Source organism: Pedobacter sp. V48, assembly GCF_000523515.1.
Classification (GTDB): domain Bacteria; phylum Bacteroidota; class Bacteroidia; order Sphingobacteriales; family Sphingobacteriaceae; genus Pedobacter.
Map to the genome: position 1 here is coordinate 18,051 of NZ_AWRU01000034.1, position 19,683 is coordinate 37,733.

At 38.4% G+C, this 19,683-nt stretch carries 20 protein-coding genes; 12 read left to right on the top strand and 8 right to left on the bottom strand.

The window, feature by feature from the left end; genetic code table 11:
- From N824_RS25515 to N824_RS25535, 5 genes are read left to right on the top strand one after another with little or no spacing between them, the layout of a single operon-like run.
- Entirely contained in the window at nt 1-207 is a 207-nt protein-coding gene (locus N824_RS25515; RefSeq protein ID WP_048907947.1) for a YtxH domain-containing protein, read from the top strand.
- A gap of 10 nt (nt 208-217) precedes the next feature.
- A complete protein-coding gene (locus N824_RS25520) occupies nt 218-1,615 on the top strand; it encodes an MBL fold metallo-hydrolase RNA specificity domain-containing protein (protein ID WP_048907948.1) in 1,398 nt (465 codons plus the stop codon).
- 27 nt (nt 1,616-1,642) lie between these two features.
- Nucleotides 1,643-2,332, top strand: coding sequence for a bifunctional 2-polyprenyl-6-hydroxyphenol methylase/3-demethylubiquinol 3-O-methyltransferase UbiG (locus N824_RS25525; RefSeq protein WP_048907949.1), 690 nt, complete (start codon nt 1,643-1,645; stop codon nt 2,330-2,332).
- 5 nt (nt 2,333-2,337) lie between these two features.
- Nucleotides 2,338-2,895: a YeeE/YedE family protein gene (locus tag N824_RS25530; protein ID WP_048907950.1), complete on the top strand. Its 558-nt coding sequence runs from the start codon at nt 2,338-2,340 to the stop codon at nt 2,893-2,895.
- A gap of 10 nt (nt 2,896-2,905) precedes the next feature.
- The gene (locus tag N824_RS25535) at nt 2,906-3,322 is read left to right on the top strand and encodes a DUF6691 family protein (RefSeq protein WP_200869939.1); all 417 of its coding nucleotides are present in this window, start codon (nt 2,906-2,908) and stop codon (nt 3,320-3,322) included.
- Nucleotide 3,323: 1 nt separating this feature from the next.
- Here N824_RS25535 and pepT read toward each other — a convergent pair whose 3' ends face one another.
- Complete coding sequence (pepT, locus tag N824_RS25540) at nt 3,324-4,577, bottom strand: peptidase T (protein WP_048908337.1); 1,254 nt, start codon at nt 4,575-4,577, stop codon at nt 3,324-3,326.
- Between the two features lie 67 nt (nt 4,578-4,644).
- Between pepT and N824_RS25545 the strand changes: the two genes are divergently transcribed.
- From N824_RS25545 to N824_RS25555, 3 genes are read left to right on the top strand one after another with little or no spacing between them, the layout of a single operon-like run.
- The gene (locus N824_RS25545; RefSeq protein WP_048907952.1) at nt 4,645-5,292 is read left to right on the top strand and encodes a hypothetical protein; all 648 of its coding nucleotides are present in this window, start codon (nt 4,645-4,647) and stop codon (nt 5,290-5,292) included.
- 60 nt (nt 5,293-5,352) lie between these two features.
- On the top strand, nt 5,353-7,053 hold the full coding sequence (locus N824_RS25550; RefSeq protein ID WP_235207303.1) for a M14 family metallopeptidase: 1,701 nt from the start codon (nt 5,353-5,355) through the stop codon (nt 7,051-7,053).
- A gap of 2 nt (nt 7,054-7,055) precedes the next feature.
- Nucleotides 7,056-7,673 carry a rhomboid family intramembrane serine protease gene (locus N824_RS25555; protein ID WP_048907954.1) on the top strand — a complete coding sequence of 206 codons (618 nt, stop codon included), beginning with the start codon at nt 7,056-7,058 and terminating at the stop codon, nt 7,671-7,673.
- Here the strand turns inward: N824_RS25555 and N824_RS25560 are convergent.
- Entirely contained in the window at nt 7,670-8,638 is a 969-nt protein-coding gene (locus N824_RS25560) for a hypothetical protein (RefSeq protein WP_048907955.1), read from the bottom strand. The two genes, N824_RS25555 and N824_RS25560, sit on opposite strands and share 4 nt — an antisense overlap.
- An 88-nt stretch (nt 8,639-8,726) precedes the next feature.
- On the opposite strand from N824_RS25560, the gene N824_RS25565 reads away from it, so the two are divergent.
- Nucleotides 8,727-9,764 carry a dipeptide epimerase gene (locus tag N824_RS25565; RefSeq protein WP_048907956.1) on the top strand — a complete coding sequence of 346 codons (1,038 nt, stop codon included), beginning with the start codon at nt 8,727-8,729 and terminating at the stop codon, nt 9,762-9,764.
- On the opposite strand, the gene N824_RS25570 is transcribed toward N824_RS25565, so the two are convergent.
- Both N824_RS25570 and N824_RS25575 read right to left on the bottom strand, forming a co-directional pair.
- Nucleotides 9,754-9,939, bottom strand: coding sequence for a DUF6358 family protein (locus N824_RS25570; protein WP_048907957.1), 186 nt, complete (start codon nt 9,937-9,939; stop codon nt 9,754-9,756). The genes N824_RS25565 and N824_RS25570 overlap by 11 nt on opposite strands.
- 3 nt (nt 9,940-9,942) lie before the next feature.
- Complete coding sequence (locus N824_RS25575) at nt 9,943-10,260, bottom strand: rhodanese-like domain-containing protein (RefSeq protein WP_048908338.1); 318 nt, start codon at nt 10,258-10,260, stop codon at nt 9,943-9,945.
- Between the two features lie 148 nt (nt 10,261-10,408).
- On the opposite strand from N824_RS25575, the gene N824_RS25580 reads away from it, so the two are divergent.
- Nucleotides 10,409-11,494 (top strand): DUF4407 domain-containing protein, encoded by a 1,086-nt coding sequence (locus tag N824_RS25580; RefSeq protein WP_048907958.1) that lies wholly within the window; start codon nt 10,409-10,411, stop codon nt 11,492-11,494.
- Between the two features lie 5 nt (nt 11,495-11,499).
- Nucleotides 11,500-12,813, top strand: coding sequence for a M20/M25/M40 family metallo-hydrolase (locus N824_RS25585; protein WP_048907959.1), 1,314 nt, complete (start codon nt 11,500-11,502; stop codon nt 12,811-12,813).
- A 2-nt stretch (nt 12,814-12,815) separates the two neighbouring features.
- Here N824_RS25585 and N824_RS25590 read toward each other — a convergent pair whose 3' ends face one another.
- From N824_RS25590 to N824_RS25605, 4 genes are read right to left on the bottom strand one after another with little or no spacing between them, the layout of a single operon-like run.
- Nucleotides 12,816-13,313 (bottom strand): GNAT family N-acetyltransferase, encoded by a 498-nt coding sequence (locus N824_RS25590; protein WP_048907960.1) that lies wholly within the window; start codon nt 13,311-13,313, stop codon nt 12,816-12,818.
- An 18-nt stretch (nt 13,314-13,331) separates the two neighbouring features.
- Nucleotides 13,332-13,892, bottom strand: a complete 561-nt coding sequence (locus N824_RS25595; RefSeq protein WP_048907961.1) for a hypothetical protein — start codon at nt 13,890-13,892, stop codon at nt 13,332-13,334.
- 40 nt (nt 13,893-13,932) lie between these two features.
- Complete coding sequence (locus tag N824_RS25600) at nt 13,933-14,838, bottom strand: alpha/beta hydrolase (RefSeq protein ID WP_048907962.1); 906 nt, start codon at nt 14,836-14,838, stop codon at nt 13,933-13,935.
- Between the two features lie 7 nt (nt 14,839-14,845).
- The gene (locus tag N824_RS25605) at nt 14,846-18,244 is read right to left on the bottom strand and encodes a ThuA domain-containing protein (RefSeq protein ID WP_048907963.1); all 3,399 of its coding nucleotides are present in this window, start codon (nt 18,242-18,244) and stop codon (nt 14,846-14,848) included.
- A gap of 323 nt (nt 18,245-18,567) precedes the next feature.
- Here N824_RS25605 and N824_RS25610 point away from each other — a divergent pair, with 323 nt between their 5' ends.
- A complete protein-coding gene (locus tag N824_RS25610; RefSeq protein ID WP_161662361.1) occupies nt 18,568-19,662 on the top strand; it encodes an IPT/TIG domain-containing protein in 1,095 nt (364 codons plus the stop codon).
- Nucleotides 19,663-19,683: the final 21 nt, after the last annotated feature.

The window sequence follows — 19,683 nt, forward strand, 5'->3', positions numbered from 1 at the left end:
ATGAAGAAAGAAACTAAAATAATTGCAGGTATATTGGCAGGAGTAGCTCTTGGCACAGCAATAGCAGTAATACTATCATCAGATAAAGATGGTGAAATGAAAGGCAAAGTAACAGATTGGTTCTGCGATTTATTAGATTCTTCTAAAGACAAACTAGCAGATGTTTCAGACAAGGTAAAGGATACCATTGCAAAAGTAAGAGCATAATAATTTTTGAATGAAGATTGCTTTTCATGGTGCAGCACGTGCTGTAACTGGTAGTAAACACCTTATTACCCTAAATAACGAGACTCAAATTTTATTAGACTGCGGCCTTTTTCAAGGCATGGGCGACATTACAGAGGGCTTAAATGAATCCTTCGGCTTTGATCCGGCAAAGGTTACCTACATGATTTTATCTCATGCACACATCGACCATTGCGGATTGCTGCCAAAGTTGGTCTCGGAAGGTTTTAATGGTCCTATATATTGCACTCCGGCAACACGTGATCTGGCAAGGATTTTATTGCTGGATTCTGCCAAAATACAAATGCAGGATGCAGAATATGCAAACAGAAAAATTAAGCGCGTAGAAGATCAGGAAATGCCGCTGTACACAGACAAGGACGTTAACAAAACGCTTAGTCTGTTTAAAACGGTTTCATATGATCAGGATTTTGAGATAGACCCTAACATGACCCTGCGCTTTACCGATGCAGGACACATTGTTGGCAGCGCAGCTGTGCATCTAAAAATAACTGAAGATGGTAAGATAACGCATATCACGTTTAGCGGAGACGTAGGCCGCTATGGTGATTTGCTGCTAAAAAGCCCGCAAACATTTCCTCAAGCCGATTATATCATCATGGAATCTACATATGGCGATTCCCTGCATGTAGATCTGGAGCCAATAGAAAACATGCTATTGCAAATTATCAAGAATACATGCGAGGTTAAGAAAGGGAAAGTAATTATACCGGCTTTTAGTGTCGGTCGTACTCAGGAACTGCTTTATGCACTAAATGGACTGGAGCTTAAAAACCAATTACCAGCTGTTCGATATTATGTAGACAGTCCTCTTTCACTTGAGGCGACTCAGGTGTTAAAAGACCATCCTGAAGTATACAACAACGGTGTTAAAGAGGTTTTCAAAGTAGACCACGATATCTTCGATTTCAAAGGTTTAAAATTTATAGAGAGCGTTGAGGAATCCAAAGCGCTGAATAGTGATGATCGCCCTTGCGTGATTATATCCTCATCCGGAATGGCAGAGGGCGGCAGGGTCAGACACCACATCAGAAACAACATCACCGATCGCAAAAACACCATTTTAATGGTCGGTTATGCAACGGCCAATTCCTTAGCCGGCAGGTTAATTGCCGGGCAAAAAAGGGTGTGGCTATTTGGTCAGGAATATGATGTGCAAGCCGAGGTCCGTTCTATAAAATCCATGAGCGCACATGGTGATTATGAAGATCTATTACAATTTTTGTCGGTACAAGACCCCTTAAAAGTTAAACAGCTATTTCTTGTTCATGGGGAATATGAAGTACAACAAAAATTTGCGCAACGTATAATCAGCAATGGTTTTAAAAGTGTAAACATTCCCGAATATCATCAGGAGTTTCAATTATAACAGGCAAAGGTTTTTATCTTTGCCTTTATGGATGTTTTCGGTGCAGCTTTAAAAGATCAATTTACAAAACCACCCGCTGAAACTTTATGGGTACATAACTCTTATGATGAACCGGAGGAAATGCCGGTAGATGTTTACTTTAGAGGTGAAGATGAAATGCCGGAACTGGAGCTTAAGGCTTTAGAACTATGTAAGGGAAAGATACTTGATGTTGGTGCTGGAGTGGGTAGCCACGCCCTCATTTTGCAAAAACGCGGATTAAATGTTACCGGAATGGACATCTCTGCTCCTGCTGTAACCATTATGCGACAACGGGGATTAAAACAAGCCATCGAAGGAAACATACTTACTTATAAAGAAGATACTTACGACACGCTACTTTTTATGATGAACGGCATTGGCCTTACAGGATCAATTGCAGGACTGAGAGCTTTTTTAAAGCACGTTAAACACCTGCTAAAGCCTGGCGGCCAATTGGTATTTGATAGTTCCGACCTATCATATCTCTACCAGGAAATACCCTTTCCTCTTAACGGCTATTATGGAGAGGTGAGTTTCAGATACGAATATAAAAGCATTAAAGGCAATTGGTTTAAATGGGTGTATGTAGACCAAAAGACACTCAAAGATCTTGCTCAGCAATCTGGCTGGGATGCCGAAATAATTTTTGAAGACGATCACGATCAATATTTAGCACGGTTAACATTAAGCAAATAAATAGTATGCTTGAACTTATTAAACAACCATGGCCATGGTATACATCAGGCCTGGCTATCAGTTTTATAATGGTAATTCTGATCTTTTTCGGGAAATCCTTTGGCTTTTCATCAAACCTGCGAACCATGTGCAGCATGCTGGGAGCGGGGAAATGGGTAAGCTTTTTTAATTTTGACTGGAAAGCACAGCGATGGAACTTACTTTTCCTGATTGGCTCCGTAATTGGCGGTTTCATTTCTGCGAACTGGCTTCAGTCGGATGTTCCTTTAAATTTATCGCAGGCAACAATTCAGGATCTTCAAAAGCTTAATATTCAGTTCGACGGAAACATTGTGCCTTCGCAATTATTTAACTGGGATTTTCTGGCAACAGGAAAAGGACTGCTGATTTTTCTTGGAGGAGGTTTTTTAATCGGTTTTGGAACACGTTATGCAGGCGGTTGTACTTCAGGTCATGCCATTAGCGGGTTGTCTAACCTGCAAATTCCTTCGCTTATTGCAGTTATCGGCTTCTTTATTGGCGGCCTGGTGATGACTCACTTAATTTTTCCACTTCTATTTTAATCATTAACTCATGATGAAATCAGTTAAATACATCCTTGCCGGCACGCTGTTTGGCATTATTATGAGTAAATCAGAAGCCATATCCTGGTATCGCATTCAGGAAATGTTCCGGTTCCAATCATTCCATATGTTTGGCATTATGGGCACTGCTGTAATTACAGGTGTAATTGCGGTTTGGTTAATGAAAAAAATGAAATCCCGTGATGTTGAAGGAAAGCCAATTTCATTTACAGATAAGGAAAAATCATGGCGCCGATACTTATTTGGCGGCACTATTTTTGGATTGGGATGGGCACTTACAGGTGCTTGTCCGGGACCAGTTTTTGTGCTGCTCGGACAAGGCTACCTGGTTATGATAGTGGTAATATTTGGCTCGCTATTGGGCACCTTTGTTTACGGATTATTAAAAACCCGTTTACCCCATTAGCTTAAGCTTTTTCTTCCCAAATGGAAGCAATATTTACAATAGTTTGAACTGCTTTCTCCATGTCTTGTACCGATGCCCATTCTTGTTTACCATGAAAAGCGTGCTCTCCGGCAAAAATATTAGGACAAGGCAAGCCCATAAATGAAAGGCGTGAACCATCAGTACCACCTCTGATACTTTGTTGCTTAGGTACAATTCCTGCCCTTTTAATAGCTTCAATACCATATTCAATTACCTGAGGATATTGATCCAATACCTGTTTCATATTACGGTACTGAGGAGTTATTTTTAGTTCATAAGTAGAGTTTGGAAAATCTTCAATAATATTTTGAACTGTGGCATCCAATAATTCTCCATTGGCACTTAATTCTTCATCATTAAAAGCACGAAGAATAAAGCGAGCCTCGGCCTGCTCAACGCTTCCTCCAAATGTAACAGGATGAATAAAACCTTCTTTAAGTTCTGTCGATTCAGGAGAAAGACAATCTGCAGGCAGTGCACTAATTACATCAGACAAGATCTTTATTGCGCTTTCCATTTTTCCTTTAGCAAAACCCGGATGCGTACTCACACCATTTATGGTTAGTACAGCTCCATCGGCAGAAAATGTTTCATCTTCTATTGAACCTAAAGTTTCGCCATCAATCGTATATGCAAAATCGGCACCTAGCTTTTTCAAGTCTGCTTTATCTACACCGCGACCAATCTCTTCATCAGGCGTAAACAGGATCCTGATTTTTCCGTGTTTAATTTCAGGATGCAATATTAAAAAGGATGCTGCTTCCATGATCTCGGCAAGCCCGGCTTTGTTATCTGCTCCAAGAAGTGTTGTTCCGCTTGCGGTAATTATATCATTCCCTATCTGATCTTTTAAATCTGGATGTTCTTCCATTTTTAAAATGATTGATTCATCATCAGGAAGTATCAGATCCTGTCCTTGATAATTGGAATGAATAATGGGTTTCACATTTTTACCGCTACAATCAGGAGAAGTATCCATGTGAGAGCAGAAACAGATTACAGGAACCTTTTTTTCTGTAGTGGAAGGTATCGTTGCGTACACATAGCCAAAATCATCAAGATGTGCGTCTGTAACTCCCATTTCCAAAAGTTCTTCTACAAGAACCTTTCCCAGGTCCTTTTGCTTGACTGTTGATGGCGTGGTTTCAGATAATGGGTCTGATTGTGTATCGATTTGAACGTACTTTGTGAACCTACCTTGAAGTGTTTTGTTATTATTTTGATATTTTAGCATATTCATATAGAAAAAACAAAGTTATATATAAGATTACTAAATAGGTTCGAAACTTAAAGAAGAAACTTTGAAAGCAATATTTACCTCAATCCTGGCTCTTTTACTTTGTTTAACCGCTGCAGCGCAGTCTAACTTTTACAAACTTAGCCTGGGTGGCGGCGGCGGTCTTACCCAATCGTTTACAGACTATGAAAAGTACAAATTTGGAAAATCTATTTACGGTGTTGGCGAATTCTTTTTTACCCCTTTCATTAGTCTCGGCGGAGAAGGACAGATAGGTCGGATTAAAGGTGAAAGCAGAGATCCTACCTTTGAGAAACCACAATTTGTTAACGCTTACAAATCATTAACAATTAATGCAAAACTCTACCTGGGCGCTTTAATTGACTATAAAAGAAATGGTTTTTCTAACACGATAAAAGGGTTATATATGGGTGCTGGTTTGGGAGGTATATTAAATAACATAAGCGGCGCCGAAACCCCGAAAACGAAAGACATCATTGTACCTCTTAATATTGGATACACTTATTACTTTCCTAATAAAGCCGGCTATTATAGATATGGGATCAATGCAAACTATCAAAGCACCATTAGCCTTGATGGAGGTTTAGATGGAAGAGAAGAAACTTCCCATACAGACATTTACACTTATTTTACTATCGGTATCAGGTATCAATTTGGACCAATGGGACTTTCCACAAAAACACTGTATTAAACCGGTATTTTCCCCACGCTAATGAAGCCCTACCTCATCATCTTACTTTTATTAATAGCAATGGATACATCAGCACAATTAACGCCGTACGAATTAAGCGGCAAAAAAGAAACTGCAACTTATTATGAAGCCATTAAACACTATGAACAATTAGATAAGGCGTATGAACAGGCTAAGTTATTTGCCTATGGGAACACTGACTTTGGCAAACCCCTGCATCTTTTGGTTTTATCAAAAGACAAAATATTTGACCCCATTGCCATTAGAAAAAGTAACAAGCGTATTTTACTAATAAACAATGGCATACACCCGGGAGAGCCCGAAGGTATAGATGCCAGCATGATGCTGGCCAGAGATTTATTAAAAGGGAACTTACTACCTAAAGACGTTGTAATCTGCCTCATCCCTGTTTACAATATAGATGGTAGCTTTAACCGAACAGGTACATCCAGGGCAAACCAGAATGGCCCTGTGGCTTACGGCTTTAGGGGAAACAGTAAAAATTACGACCTGAACAGAGATTTCATAAAAACAGATTCTAAGAATTCGTACTCCTTTCAGGAAATCTTTAATATATGGCAACCAGAAATATTCGTAGATACACACACAAGTAATGGTGCAGATTATCAATATGTAATGACACTTATTCCAACTCATAAAGACAAGCTAAACCCTATCTTATCTGGATACATGACTAGAACCATGTTACCATCTCTATATGCAGGAATGAAAAAAGCTGGTTATGAAATGATCCCTTATGTAAATTCTGTTGAAGAAACACCAGATGCAGGAATCACAGGCTTTTTAGAATCGGCAAGGTACTCTACCGGATACACAACGCTGCACAATACGATTGGCTTTATGCCGGAAACCCATATGCTGAAAGATTATGATAAGAGGGTTGATGCAACATATCGGCTTTTGCAGATCTATATCGACATAGTAGTTCGCGATGCAAAAGTAATCGGAGAGAATAAGCGAAAAGCTGATGAAGAGATTGCAAAACAAACGGCATTCCCTATAGAATGGAAACTCAATGAAAATCTGGCAGAAGATCTGGAGTTTAAAGGGTATACCGCAAAGCAAAAACCAAGTGAGGTAAGCGGGTTAGATCGCCTGTATTACGACAGAAATGAGCCTTACACCAAAACCATAAAGTACTGGAATACTTATCAGCCATCCGTTACCATTACAAAGCCGCTTGCGTACGTTATCCCAAAGGCTTGGGACAAAATAATTGGCCTTCTAAAGCTCAACAATGTAAAAGTACAGCAACTGCAGAAAGATACTCAAATCGACATTGAGTCTTATTACATCACTGACTACAAAACAGTAAGCAGTCCATTTGAAGGGCACTACCTGCATTCTAATGTAAAAGTGAATCCTGTAAAACAGACTTTACAGTTTTACGAAGGCGACTATGTGGTTTATACAAACCAGCCTGTTAACAGATATGTCATTGAAACGCTTGAGCCGCAAGCAATGGATTCCTTCTTTAACTGGAATTTCTTTGATGCAATACTAGGAATGAAAGAGCATTTTAGTGCTTACGTTTTTGAGGATACTGCTGCAGAACTTTTAAAGCAAAATCCCGAGCTAAAGAAAAAACTTGAGGCTCAAAAGGCCAAAGACAGCAGTTTAGGTAAAAAAGCTGAGGCACAGCTTGACTTTGTCTATAAAAATTCTGATTATTACGAAAAAACGCACTGCCGATACCCCATTGCCCGTCTGGTAAAAGACACTAAATTAATCCTTAAATAAGAATGGAATACCTTCAGCATACACCCGTAGCCTCAATAATTTTTGTTTTTACTATTATAACAAGTATATACGCATTCAATGACCCTGGGTTATTCGGTAAGTTCATGTTACACCCGTATAGTGTGTCCCGCAAGCATAAGGTTTATACCCTGGTAACAAGTGGATTAATTCACGCCGATTGGATGCACTTGATTTTTAACATGATGACCTTCTTTTTCTTCGCATTTCAACTCGAGGCGATGATAGGTTCATGGCAATTTGGTGTAGTCTATTTTATGGGCTTAATTTTAAGCGACATACCATCAGTCATAAAACATAAAAACGACATGTGGTACAATAGTTTGGGCGCATCAGGAGCAATAAGCGCTGTATTGTTCAGCTACATTCTATTTCAACCGTTTTCTTCTATGATCATATTTCCCCTGCCTATTCCAATATGGGCAATCATATTTGGCCCACTATACCTGTTGTATTGTGTGTATGCGTCCAGACAATCTAGAGACAATATCAACCACGATGCACACTTTTTCGGCGCACTTGCAGGTTTAATTGTTACCGTCCTAATTGTTCCAGGAGCAATCCCTCACTTCTTAAGTCAGCTGATGGCAAAAATAGGTTAAGTAGTAGATGGTAAGCTAGATGGATTAAAATAGCTGATTGGATTTGTTGGGTCTTTAATGATTTCGAAAAGTGTGTGATCCCATGGCTTCCAAAAATCCTGTAATACCTGAGCATAGGTTTTATGTTGCCAATGATCAAAAAGAGCTTTATTCAAAGTCCCCCTTAATGGCATCGCATCAATATAAATAGATCCTTCAACCGGTAATATTGCATATTCCGGCAACCTGTTAAATAAATATGCCGAATAAAAAAACCTCGCGCAGAGCTCTTCAAATTGCTGCGGTGATAACACTGAGTCTCCAATCTGATCCAGCAATTCCTGATGGTATCTTTTATTCGTTCCATTATCTTGCAGGCAGGCAATAATACCAAAGTCCTTCAATTTCAAAGAAAAAGTCATCGTATTGATTTCATCCCTAAAACTAAAGGCGGTATCATGTTGCTCCAAGGGAACCAGAACAATTGACCAGGGTGTAAAATCTTCAAATACCACATCAGTATAGATTCCCTGAATCATGGTATGCAGATTCCCGAATTTATGCATCAGCCCTTGAGACATATTTACTCCATCAGCACTTAATTGTTGCTGACGAACAGCTGCATGCATTTCTACATAAATAAGGCTATACATGAACTTACCGATCCACCTGAACAGCTCAACCTCTTCAAGTTTTGAAACAGCTTCATATCCCGCTAAAAAAGCATTATGGATTTTCTCTTCCAATGGCTCGATGAAATGAGTTAAAACTTCCTGATTACAAGGAACTTTCAAGGTATTGTATGAACGAATACTCTCATCAAGTAGTTTAATCTGCTCCTCTCCACTAAAGTTGGCCACTTTTAAAAGCCACTCTGGCAAAATCCCGATCTCTGTTACGGGCGTAGAAAATGTATCTCCACTAAGAAAGCAGTTTTTATACTTAAAATCGAAGTTTTTAAACGGTTGATATATTGTGCTATTCATACAAGGCGCAATATTAGGCATATTATTTTTACATTAGCAGCAGCTCCTATTTTTTTAACTTTGATATTACTTAACGCTTTTTTAGCTCATGCAGGTAAACGCAAAACCATATCAACTGGAATTAAAACATCCATTCTCTATTGCTAAATTCTCAAGAACAAGCACTCCGGTTATGCTGATAAAGCTTACGTACGAAGGAATTGATGGATATGGAGAAGCATCAATGGTTCCTTACATGGGCGAAAGTGTAGAAAGTGCAACTGCCTTTTTAAACAAGGTGGATTGGAAAAGATTTACCTATCCTTTTAATTTCAGTGAAATTATAGAATATCTTGATGACATTGAAAGCGGTCACCCTGCTATAAAAGCAGCTATAGATATTGCCTTGAATGACATAAATGGTAAGATTTTAAATAAACCATGTTATGAAATCTACGGTGCAGATCCGCTAAAAATGCCGCTAACTTCTTATACCATTGGTATAGATACCCCAGAAGTTTTAAGAGAAAAAGTTGCTGATGCCGAAGGCTTTAAAGTGCTAAAAATAAAACTCGGCAGAGAAAACGACAAAGAACTTATCAATACCATTAGAAGTGTAAGTGATTTACCTCTATATATTGATGCTAATCAGGGCTGGAACGACAAAGCCAAGGCTATAGATATGATTTATTGGTTGCATGACAAGGGGGCTTTGCTGATAGAACAGCCGATGGATAAAACCAACATGGATGGGAATGCCTGGCTGACGGGTAGAAGTCCTATCCCAATTCTAGCCGACGAAGCCGTACAACGTTTATCAGACCTGGAGGCACTAAAAGGTGCTTATCATGGCATAAATATAAAACTGATGAAAAGTGCCGGCATGTACGAGGCCCATCAAATGATCCTTAAGGCACGTTCTTTTGGAATGAAAATCCTGATTGGTTGCATGAGCGAAACATCTTGCGCCACGCAGGCAGGAATTGCCCTTGCTCCTTTATGCGATTGGGCAGATCTGGATGGACCATGGCTAACCAAAAATAACCCCTTCAAAGCTCCGGAAATGGTAGCTGGTAAATATTTATTAAAACACCTTCCAGGTCTTGGCCTGGAAGGTGTTCCTGAAGGTCTTTTTATTACTTCTTAAGGTTACTTCTCATCTCTTTTATGAGCTGAAGCTTTTGATATAGAAAAAACCCTGCAGTAACCACAAAAAGGGCTACGAATAGATATTTTTCATTTTTAAAAGCCCAAAATATCCCATAACCCGACAGGATAACTCCCAGGTTATAAAAAACGTTTAAAGCGATTTTCTTACCCATATCCTAGTAAACAGGCATATCAGGATCAAACGCCTCTTGCCATGCCAGAATGCCTCCTTTAAGGTTATACAAATTGGTTAAACCAAGTTGCTGTTCCAATTGCATTACAGCCGCAGCACTTCTTTTTCCACTCCTGCATTGCATAATTACGGGTTTATCAGTCGCAACTTTATCTGCTTCAATTAAAATACCTCCCAAAGGGATATTCAACCCATTAAGGTTTGATGTTTCATACTCAAATGGCTCCCTAACATCGATCAATTGAAAATCTTCGTTATTATCAATCTTTGCTTTAAGCTCTTCAACCGTTATTTCCTTAATCATATTATTTTGATTTTTTCAAACTTAGATAAAGTTACGCAAGTATCCATAATTGTGGCAGGAAACATTACAAAAAAGTGAATAACTGTAACAACTAAGTGTGTCAGGCGTTTAATAGTAAGTCTTTGCTAACTTTGGCTTTAACATCATGAATTCAATATCACGTTTCTTTTGGTTTTGTTCAGGAGTACACATTGCTACCCTGGAAAAACATCCTACGGAGCACAATAAATATGTGGGCATCGGAGCCACAATTTTCTTTACCGGATTGTTTGCGGCACTTTCTGGTGGTTATGCCATGTATTTTGTTTTTAAAGGAGATTCAACAGCACTCCCCTTTGCCTTTCTTTTCGGCTTAATTTGGGGGCTCGCTATTTTTAATATGGATCGCTATATAGTCTCCAGTATTAATAAAAGTGCTTCCACGGGCAAACAGCTATTGCAGGCCACTCCACGTATTTTATTAGCCATCATGATCGGGATTGTCATATCGCGTCCACTGGAATTAAAAATATTCGACAAGGAGATCAAGGAACGTTTAAAGGTCACTTATTTAAACAATCAGCGTTCTAAAATCGACACGTTAAACATTGCCTTTGGCAATAAGTATAAAATTGAACTGGCTAAACTCAAAGAAACTAAAGCTCAGCGAGACTCTATGGAGAGTGCGATTAAGACAGATAGACAAAAGCTAAACTTCGAAATTTTTGGAAACAAAACAACCGAAACTTCCGGAATTATGGGCTATGGCCCATACGCCAAAAGAAAAGAAGCAGAATTGAAACAGCGGGAACAAGATTTGGACACACTTTCAGCGGGTGTTAGAAAACTTGAAGATTTTGTTGATGGCCGAAAGCAGTTTGATGGCCTGATGAGTGAAAAACTATATACCAGCAAACAACTGGATAGCTTAACCAGTATCGCAGGCTTTGCCGACAGGAACTCTGCCTTAGGTCAGTTAAGTATTAGTCCAAATGGTAAAAAAGATGTAAATACTTCACTCGCTATAACGTTTATTGGCTTGTTATTTATTTTCTTTGAATGCTTACCTGTTTTTGTTAAATTGATGAGCAGCAGAGGACCATATGACAGGTCTGTAGAAAATATAGAAACTGCCCAGATATATGAATCTGATAAAGACAAAGACTATGAGATAACTGTTATCGACGGCGTTCATGACACACGTGTTTCAACAGAGATAAACAGAAGAAAAAACGCATTGAATTCAAACTAACATATATGAGAAAAGCTCTTTACTTCTTTTTTGTGCTTCTAATTGCACAGCAGGCAAATGCACAGGACATCAATAAAATAATTACAAAAGATTATGTTGACAGACTAATCAAAACCCTTAGCAGTGATGACATGCAGGGCAGAGGAACATTTACACCAGGAATAGACAAAGCTGCAACTTTTATAGAATCGGAGTTTAAAAGTATTGGACTAAAACCTCTTGAAGGAGAAAATGGTTATCGCCAATCCTTTTTCAAATATCAATTGAAACCGGAGGCTACCTCTGTTACAATTGATGGTGCAACCATTGATCCGGCAAACATATTGGTATTTGGAAACACTTCAGAAAGCCTAGCTTTTAACAACACCAACAGCGATGGATGGATAAAACTTGACCTCTCTAAACCCTTTATGGATCAGTTCAGACCAATTAGCAGAAGCGGGAAGAAACAGTTGATATTGGTTGATGCAAAATTTGCAGATGCCTTTAACAGGATCAAAGGGTATCTTGACAAGGGTAGCATATTGGACGAAAAAGATTTAAATGCCAAGTCAACTGCTCTTGTTTTTGTCCTTGATAAGGACACTGTAGCAAGCGACTTTAAAGTAGACTTGAAGAACTCTTTTGCAAAAATGCCTTTATTCAATGTTGCAGGGATGATTCCTGGCAAATCTAAAGCCAAAGAATTAGTAATCTTTTCGGGTCATTATGACCACCTTGGGATTATTAAAGCTGATGGACAAGACAGTATTGCAAACGGTGCAGATGATGATGCATCAGGCACAACAGCAATGATCGCTTTAGCCAAGTACTACAAGAAGTTAAACAATAACGAGCGCACCCTAATATTTGTAGCCTTTACAGCAGAAGAGATTGGAGGTTTTGGAGCCAGACATTTCTCGGAAAAATTAAATCCGGATGATGTTGCAGCCATGTTTAATATAGAAATGATTGGTAAGGACAGTAAGTTTGGTAAAAACACAGCATTCATAACAGGCTATGATAAATCAGATTTTGGCCAGATCTTACAGAAAAACTTAAAGGGAACAGAATTTACTTTTCACCCTGACCCTTATCCACAACAAAACCTGTTCTATAGAAGCGACAATGCAACATTAGCCGCCCTTGGCGTTCCGGCACATACGATAAGCACGGATCAAATAGATACCGATAAGTTTTATCACACCGTAAAAGACGAATATAGCACCCTTGATTCAGACAATATATTGTCGACCATTAAAGGTATTGCCAAGAGTGCAATAAGCATTATAAAAGGTATTGATACGCCAACAAGAATTCCTAAACTGGAAAATAACTAAGCCTATAAGATGGGTTTTTCCATCACATAGTCATCCATAACGAAACCGTTTCCGATATCAAGGACAACGGTTTCTTTTATTATAAAACCTGCTCTTTCATAAAAATCTTTAGCCTTATTGTTCTTATTAACATTTAACTGAAGGGATTTGCCCCCTTCTCTTTTTACCAGGTTAAAAACTTCGTTTATCAATAGCTTACCTACACCCCGCCCGTGCGTTTGCGGCAAAACATATAACTTATGTAGTTTATAAGCATGGCTTTCAGGCTCTATAACCGAAAACCCTGCAAAACCCAGGTCTTCATTATCTTCCTCAGCTATCAAAAATGTATGCCCCTTCTCCAATTGCGAAAGCAACTCTCCCCGGTTATACATTTTCTCTAACATATAATCAATCTGTTCGGTTGAAAGATATTCGGTATACGTAATTCGCCATGTCCTATCTGCCAGATCCTGAATAGTGGCAATATCCTCTTCTTTTGCTTTCCTTAAAATTATCATAAAAGCTTCTTTATCTAATTATAATACCTCACTAATAAACAGATATGGTACGTTGAATATGAACTCCACAAAACCATCATTTATTACCTCAAAAGCATTATTTTCTGTTTGCTTTAAATTACTTGTTTCAAAATAAGAGACAACTTCAATATTAAAAATGCTGCCTTTGGGTTTCCATACTTTAAATCCCGATTTAATAGCGTATGATTTTTCAGTTTCAGTAAATACCACAATGTTTATCGCATCAATATAACTTCCCAGCTCCCTTAAGTCGCTTTTTGAATCAATAACATTTACTGCAGGGTATTTTTCAGCAATCAAATAATCTAAAACAGCATCTAATTCCTCCGATTTAGCATGAATTACTTTGGTATTTTCCTGAAAGTCCTGATCATTTGAATTGACGACGATATCAACTTTTAGACCCAGACTGATGGCTTTCTCATAAACCGCAGCACTAACTATTAAAGTTGGGCTCCACTCCAGCAGCTGACCTAAATATTCTTCATTAAAGGCCCCTAAATAGTGGATATATAGTGCCGGCTCTTGTTTTTCCCGAATGATGTGATGTGATGACATACAGCAAATATATCCTAATATTCTTTTTTATTTTTACTATTCAGATCAAAGACATGCTTTTCATCCAGAAAATACATCGTCCAAACCATTCATCAAAAGAAGGAGCAGTTAAAAAACCATGCTCTCCTTTTGCGTAAATATGCAATTCTCCTGATACCTTGTTTTCTTTAAGAGCGCTGTAAAACTCAACACTATTAGCTACAGGCACCACCTTGTCAGCATCCGAATGAATTAAAATCGTTGGTGGCGTTTCTGCTGTTACCTGCAACTCATTAGAGTAAAGCCTTATCTTTTCTTCTGTTGGAGAAGGACCAAGAAGATTGTCTCTGGATCCAATATGACCAATCTTGTCGGTAAAAGAAATGACCGGATTTATAAGTAGCATAAAATCTGGCCTAACACTAATCCCTTCCCCATTTTCTATAACCAAGGTGTTAAAATGAGTGCCCGCCGTTGCGGCCAGATGACCGCCTGCGGAAAAGCCCAGAATACCTATCTTTTTGGGGTCAATGCCCCATTCTTTAGCCCGCTTCCTCACTATCTTAATTGCCTGTTGCGCATCTTGCAGAGGCCCGATGGACTTGTCCAACATTGTTTTATCGTTCGGCAACCTGTACTTTAATACAAAAGCCGTTACCCCCATTTTCGCAAACGCTCTGGCTGCATCACTACCTTCTCTTTTGGTAAGCAATACATGATAGCCGCCACCAGGACAAATGACAACTGCAGTTCCATTTGCCATGCCCTTTGGAGGTAAAAAAACAGAAAGGGTAGGCACAGATACGTTAGAAGTAAGGCTATCTACATCTGAATTAGCAACCCTCTGTTCTTCGTTTTTTACAGATTTAGAATTTGGTACTTTGCCTTGATATAATGGAATTACCTGTTGCGCATTGCAGTATGGCACCAAAAAAACCAGCGATAAGAAGACAAAGTACTTTACCATAAAATTCTTATTCGAAATTGATCCAATCTATACTTATCAAATCCCTATTTGGTGGGGTATTCTTTAAAAACACGAAATAAAGATCATGTTTACCGCCCGGGTTTTTTATGGAAGTGCTTAACTCAGTATACTTTTCCCAATTACCTGTGGAGGTAAAATTAGCTGTACTAATTACTTCGCCTTTTGGAGAATCAATATGGACCTCTATGGTTCCACTATGATTTGCTGATGCATAATAGTAGGTAAGTTTACCAATATTCTTAAGGTCAATATTTTTGAACACGATATAAGACTTATTATGGATGCTACCCACGTACCTGTCACTTTTATCGACGTTATTGAAAACATCTGCATCTTCTGCCTGTACTTTTGCCGGACGCAGCACAATCGTTTCCTTTTTTGTTAAAGGAGTTATCGCTCCACCTTTGTCAGTATACGACGCAGAGAAAATGTATCTACCCTGATCTTTATTGTCTAAATGCTGTTTTAAAGCAACGAATCCTTGTTGTGGCAACGCAGCATTTGTTTTTTTGGCATTTAAGCTTAAAATATATTTAACAATCTCAGTAGCATCATCATTAGAAATCTGAGGGTGTGCACTCATTGCATGTTCTCCCCAAACACCACCACCTCCAACAATGATCTTCTTAGCCAAGCGACTTACAGCATCTTTATTACCGGTATAACGTTGTGCAACCTGCATAAATGAAGGGCCAACTGACTTACCGTTTATCTGGTGGCAAGCTTTACAATCGCTTTTAGCAACTAAAGATTTACCAAAATTATATGTTGGTGTAATCTCCTGATGGCCTACCAATACCTGGTTGCTTTCTACCTTTGCAATAAAATCAAGGTTCACCTTTACTTTTTTTGCATCAATAACCTTATCCTCATTATCCTTTACATCAACTTTATAATTAAAGTTAGTCGCCTTAGGGAAAAAGAAAGAGGTATTACTGGTTGTATTTATTGCTACCTGAGGCATCGTATTACCTACCTTAATCACAACCGTATCCAACCCGCTTTTACCCGCTGCATCAGTTACTTTTAAAATAGCGTTGTATATGCCATTTTTTTGAAATGTATAGTTAACATTTTGTTCTGTTGATGCGATCTTGTTTCCTTCAAAGCTCCACTCGTACGACAGTTTATCATCATCGTCATTATCATAACTCTTCGAGGTAAAAGCGACTTTGTATGGAGCAATTCCAATAGTATCTTTTGTTTCAATTTTAGCAAACGGGGCACGGTTTCCACCATTGTAATCAATACGAACCAAACGGGCATCAACGTTATCTATCCCATATACCGATCCATATTCCAACATATAAAATGATCCTTCTGGTCCAACTTCTATGTCTATAGGGCGTCTAAAATCGCCATTGGTTTCCATAAAAGGCTCCATACGTACATAGTTTTGATTCTCATCCATACGCACTGCAAATACCCAATTCCTCATCCAATCGTACATAAAAAGTGCTTTATCATAATACTCTGGGAACTTGGTATCAGATTTAAGCGCTGCATTATAATGATATACAGGCCCGCCCATAGCACATCTTCCGCCTTGCCCCAAAGCAGGGAATTCTTCTGATCTGTTATAAGGATACCACACCATCGCTTTTTGAGCTGGTGGCAATATTTGAGCACCGGTACTATATGGAGAATTGTTTGCAGGACCGTTTACATCAAAGAAATCTCCAACTTTTTTGGTTGCAAAATCATACTCTTTATAAGCCTTATTATCACCAACAAAATATGGCCAGCCATAATTTCCAGCTTTTTTTGCCTGATTAAATTCATCGTATCCACGTGGGCCCTGCAAACCATCAGTACCAGAATCCGGCCCAACCTCTCCCCAATACACTATAGAAGTTTCAGGATCTACAGACATTCTATAAGGATTACGACAACCCATTACATAAATTTCAGGACGTGTTTTTGGGGTTCCTTTAGCAAATAAATTTCCTTCAGGAATAGTGTAACTTCCATCTGCCTCAGGATGAATCCGCAGGATCTTGCCACGCAAGTCGTTTGTATTTCCTGCTGATCTTTCTGCATCAAACGTTAAGCGATTATCCCTTCTATCAATAGGAGCAAAACCATCCGATTCAAACGGTACAGTATTATCCCCGGTTGAGATATATAGATTCTTGTACTTATCCCAGGCTAAAGAACCACCTGTATGGGCACTTACTTCAAGATCAATTGGAACCTCTATAATCACCTGTTCAGATTTAAGGTCAAGCTCATTCTCCTTACTAATTTTAAAGCGAGAAATATGTTGTTTGTACTTATCCTCCGTAGAAGCGGTGTAAAAGAAATACAAATAGTCATTTGTTGCAAAATCAGGATCAATAGTCATCCCTAACAATCCATTAAGGTATTTATCTACAGCCTTCACAGGAAATTTGTAAACCAATGTAGTTTTACCATCGGCGGGGTTGTATACGTAAAAATTACCGGCGCGCTCGATAAAAAACACCCTGCCGTCAGGAGCTACAGATAATTCCATAGGCTCATTTAAATCATTAGATAAAACTGTTTTAGTAAAACGGTTATCCTCTGGCTTTTTAACTGCGTATGCTTTTGAATAATCTAATGTAACATTAGTACCAATGGCATACTTAATACCCCCAAGGAGGTGACTTAAAAATAACGGTTCGATAAAGCTTTCATCGGTATGTCCTCCACCTGTATAAAAAGCACGGCCACCATCAAATTCATGGTACCAGGCAATAGGGTGGTTCTCTCCATTTTCTCCACCTTCGTAGCTATCTTCATCTAATTTAGCAAGAACCTTTATATCGTCTTGTATGCTCTTATAGTTATACCATTCATCTGTACGATCCCATCTTTTTGGAAGACCTTTGGTAGATATATGGGTAGTGTCAATCACATCAATAGTTGCCTTACGCACATTAGGATTACCCGGATGGCTTTTAAAATAAGCACCAACCAGCTTATTATACCATGGCCAATCGTATTCTGTATCAGCAGCAGCATGAACTCCGGCGTAACCACCACCAGATTGAATATATCTTTCAAAAGCTACCTGCTCATCGGCATTTAACACATTCATAGTGGTGCTTAAAAAGATTACAGCGCTATAATTTTTTAAACTATCCTGAACAAAATAGGCTGAATTCTTAGTTGTATCTACAATAAAATTATTTTCCTTACCCAGCTTTTGTATAGCGGCAATACCGGCTGGAATAGAAGAGTGATAAAAGCCCTTGGTTTTTGAAAACACCAGGATACGGGCCGGTTTTGTAGGTATAGCAACACTAGAAACAGGAGTCGCAGGTGTTTTAGGCGCTACCGTTTTGCAGGCATAAAATACAACAGAAGTGCAAACTGTTGAGAATACAGCAAGGTAAATTTTAAAGTATTTAGTTTTAAGCATAAAAATACTGGGTTAATGTGACTCCCGGCCAAAAGAATTTTAAAGCAGATTGCGAATTAGTAAGCATTCTACTCACAATCATTAGGTTTTGGTTACTATTAAGGTCATTTCGAAGTAAACTTAGTAATTATAATGGAAAAATTACGCGTATATATAACAGTTATCTTGTTTTATAATAATTATCATTCAAAATGCTATCTTTAGTAAAAATCTGTTCTATGAAAACGCATCTCAAATTACGCTTGCACAAGCTCTTCATCTTATTTTACGCTAGTCTAATCTTAATTTCATGCAAGAAAGATGACAACTCAGCCCAAACATCTTTGACATCAATAAGCCCCACAGAAGCTGGTTATAATGATTCTATTATTATAACCGGAAAGAATTTCGGTTCAAACCCCGAGGTAACAATAAATGATAAAAAATTAGCAGTTGTTAAGGTTGATAATAACACATTAAAAGTAACTATTCCTAAAATGTTAGGCTCAGGTTCTGTAAACGTTAGTGTAGGTGGAAAACAATATTCGGGTCCCAATTTCTCCTATAAATACAAAGCAACGGTAATTACAATTGCGGGTAATGGCGAAATAGGAAATGCTGATGGCGCAGGCTTATCCTCTAGCTTCAACTGTCCTTGGGGCATAACTGTAAATAATGATGGGGATCTTTTCGTAGCAGACAGTTATAACAGACTTATTAGAAAAATCTCCGCCGGCGACCGATCTGTTTCAAGTATTCAAATTCCTTCTATAATAAATGGAAAGAATTTTTATTCTCCCTACAACATAACTCTTGGAAATAATCAGCAAGATTTATATATAACAGATTTTAATAATCATATTTTAAAAATAGATGCCAAAAAGGAATCTACAGTAATTTATAACGGGACAATGCCTACTACTGGAATAGTTATGGGAAAAGATGGATTTCTATACATAACTAACAATACCAAGGGCACGGTAATGAAACTTAGTACCGATGGAAAAGACTCGCTAATTCTTGCCCAAGGACTAGTGACACCACGAAGCATTCTTTTCGATAAAAACAATACGCTGTATGTTGCAGCTTATGATATAAGCTCGGCATCCTCTGGTATTTATAAAATTGAAAACACTGGCACTGTAAAAGCGGAGATTAGAAGTCAAAATCTAGGAGGGTGGGAAGTCGCAATAGATTCTGAGGGAAATTTTTATAATGCAGATCATGTTAACAATTGCATTAAAATAATAGAAAAGAACGGACGAATAGTCAAAATTGCTGGTAATGGCCAATCTAAAGATGTTGACGGCATAGGTTTAAATGCCTCATTTGATGGCCCTACAGGAATCACTATAGATCGTGAAGGGAATCTTTATGTCACCACCTATAACTTTGAAAAGAAGACTGGCAATAAGGTAAGAAAAATCACCATTGAATAGACCCTCACTAGTAGACACGGT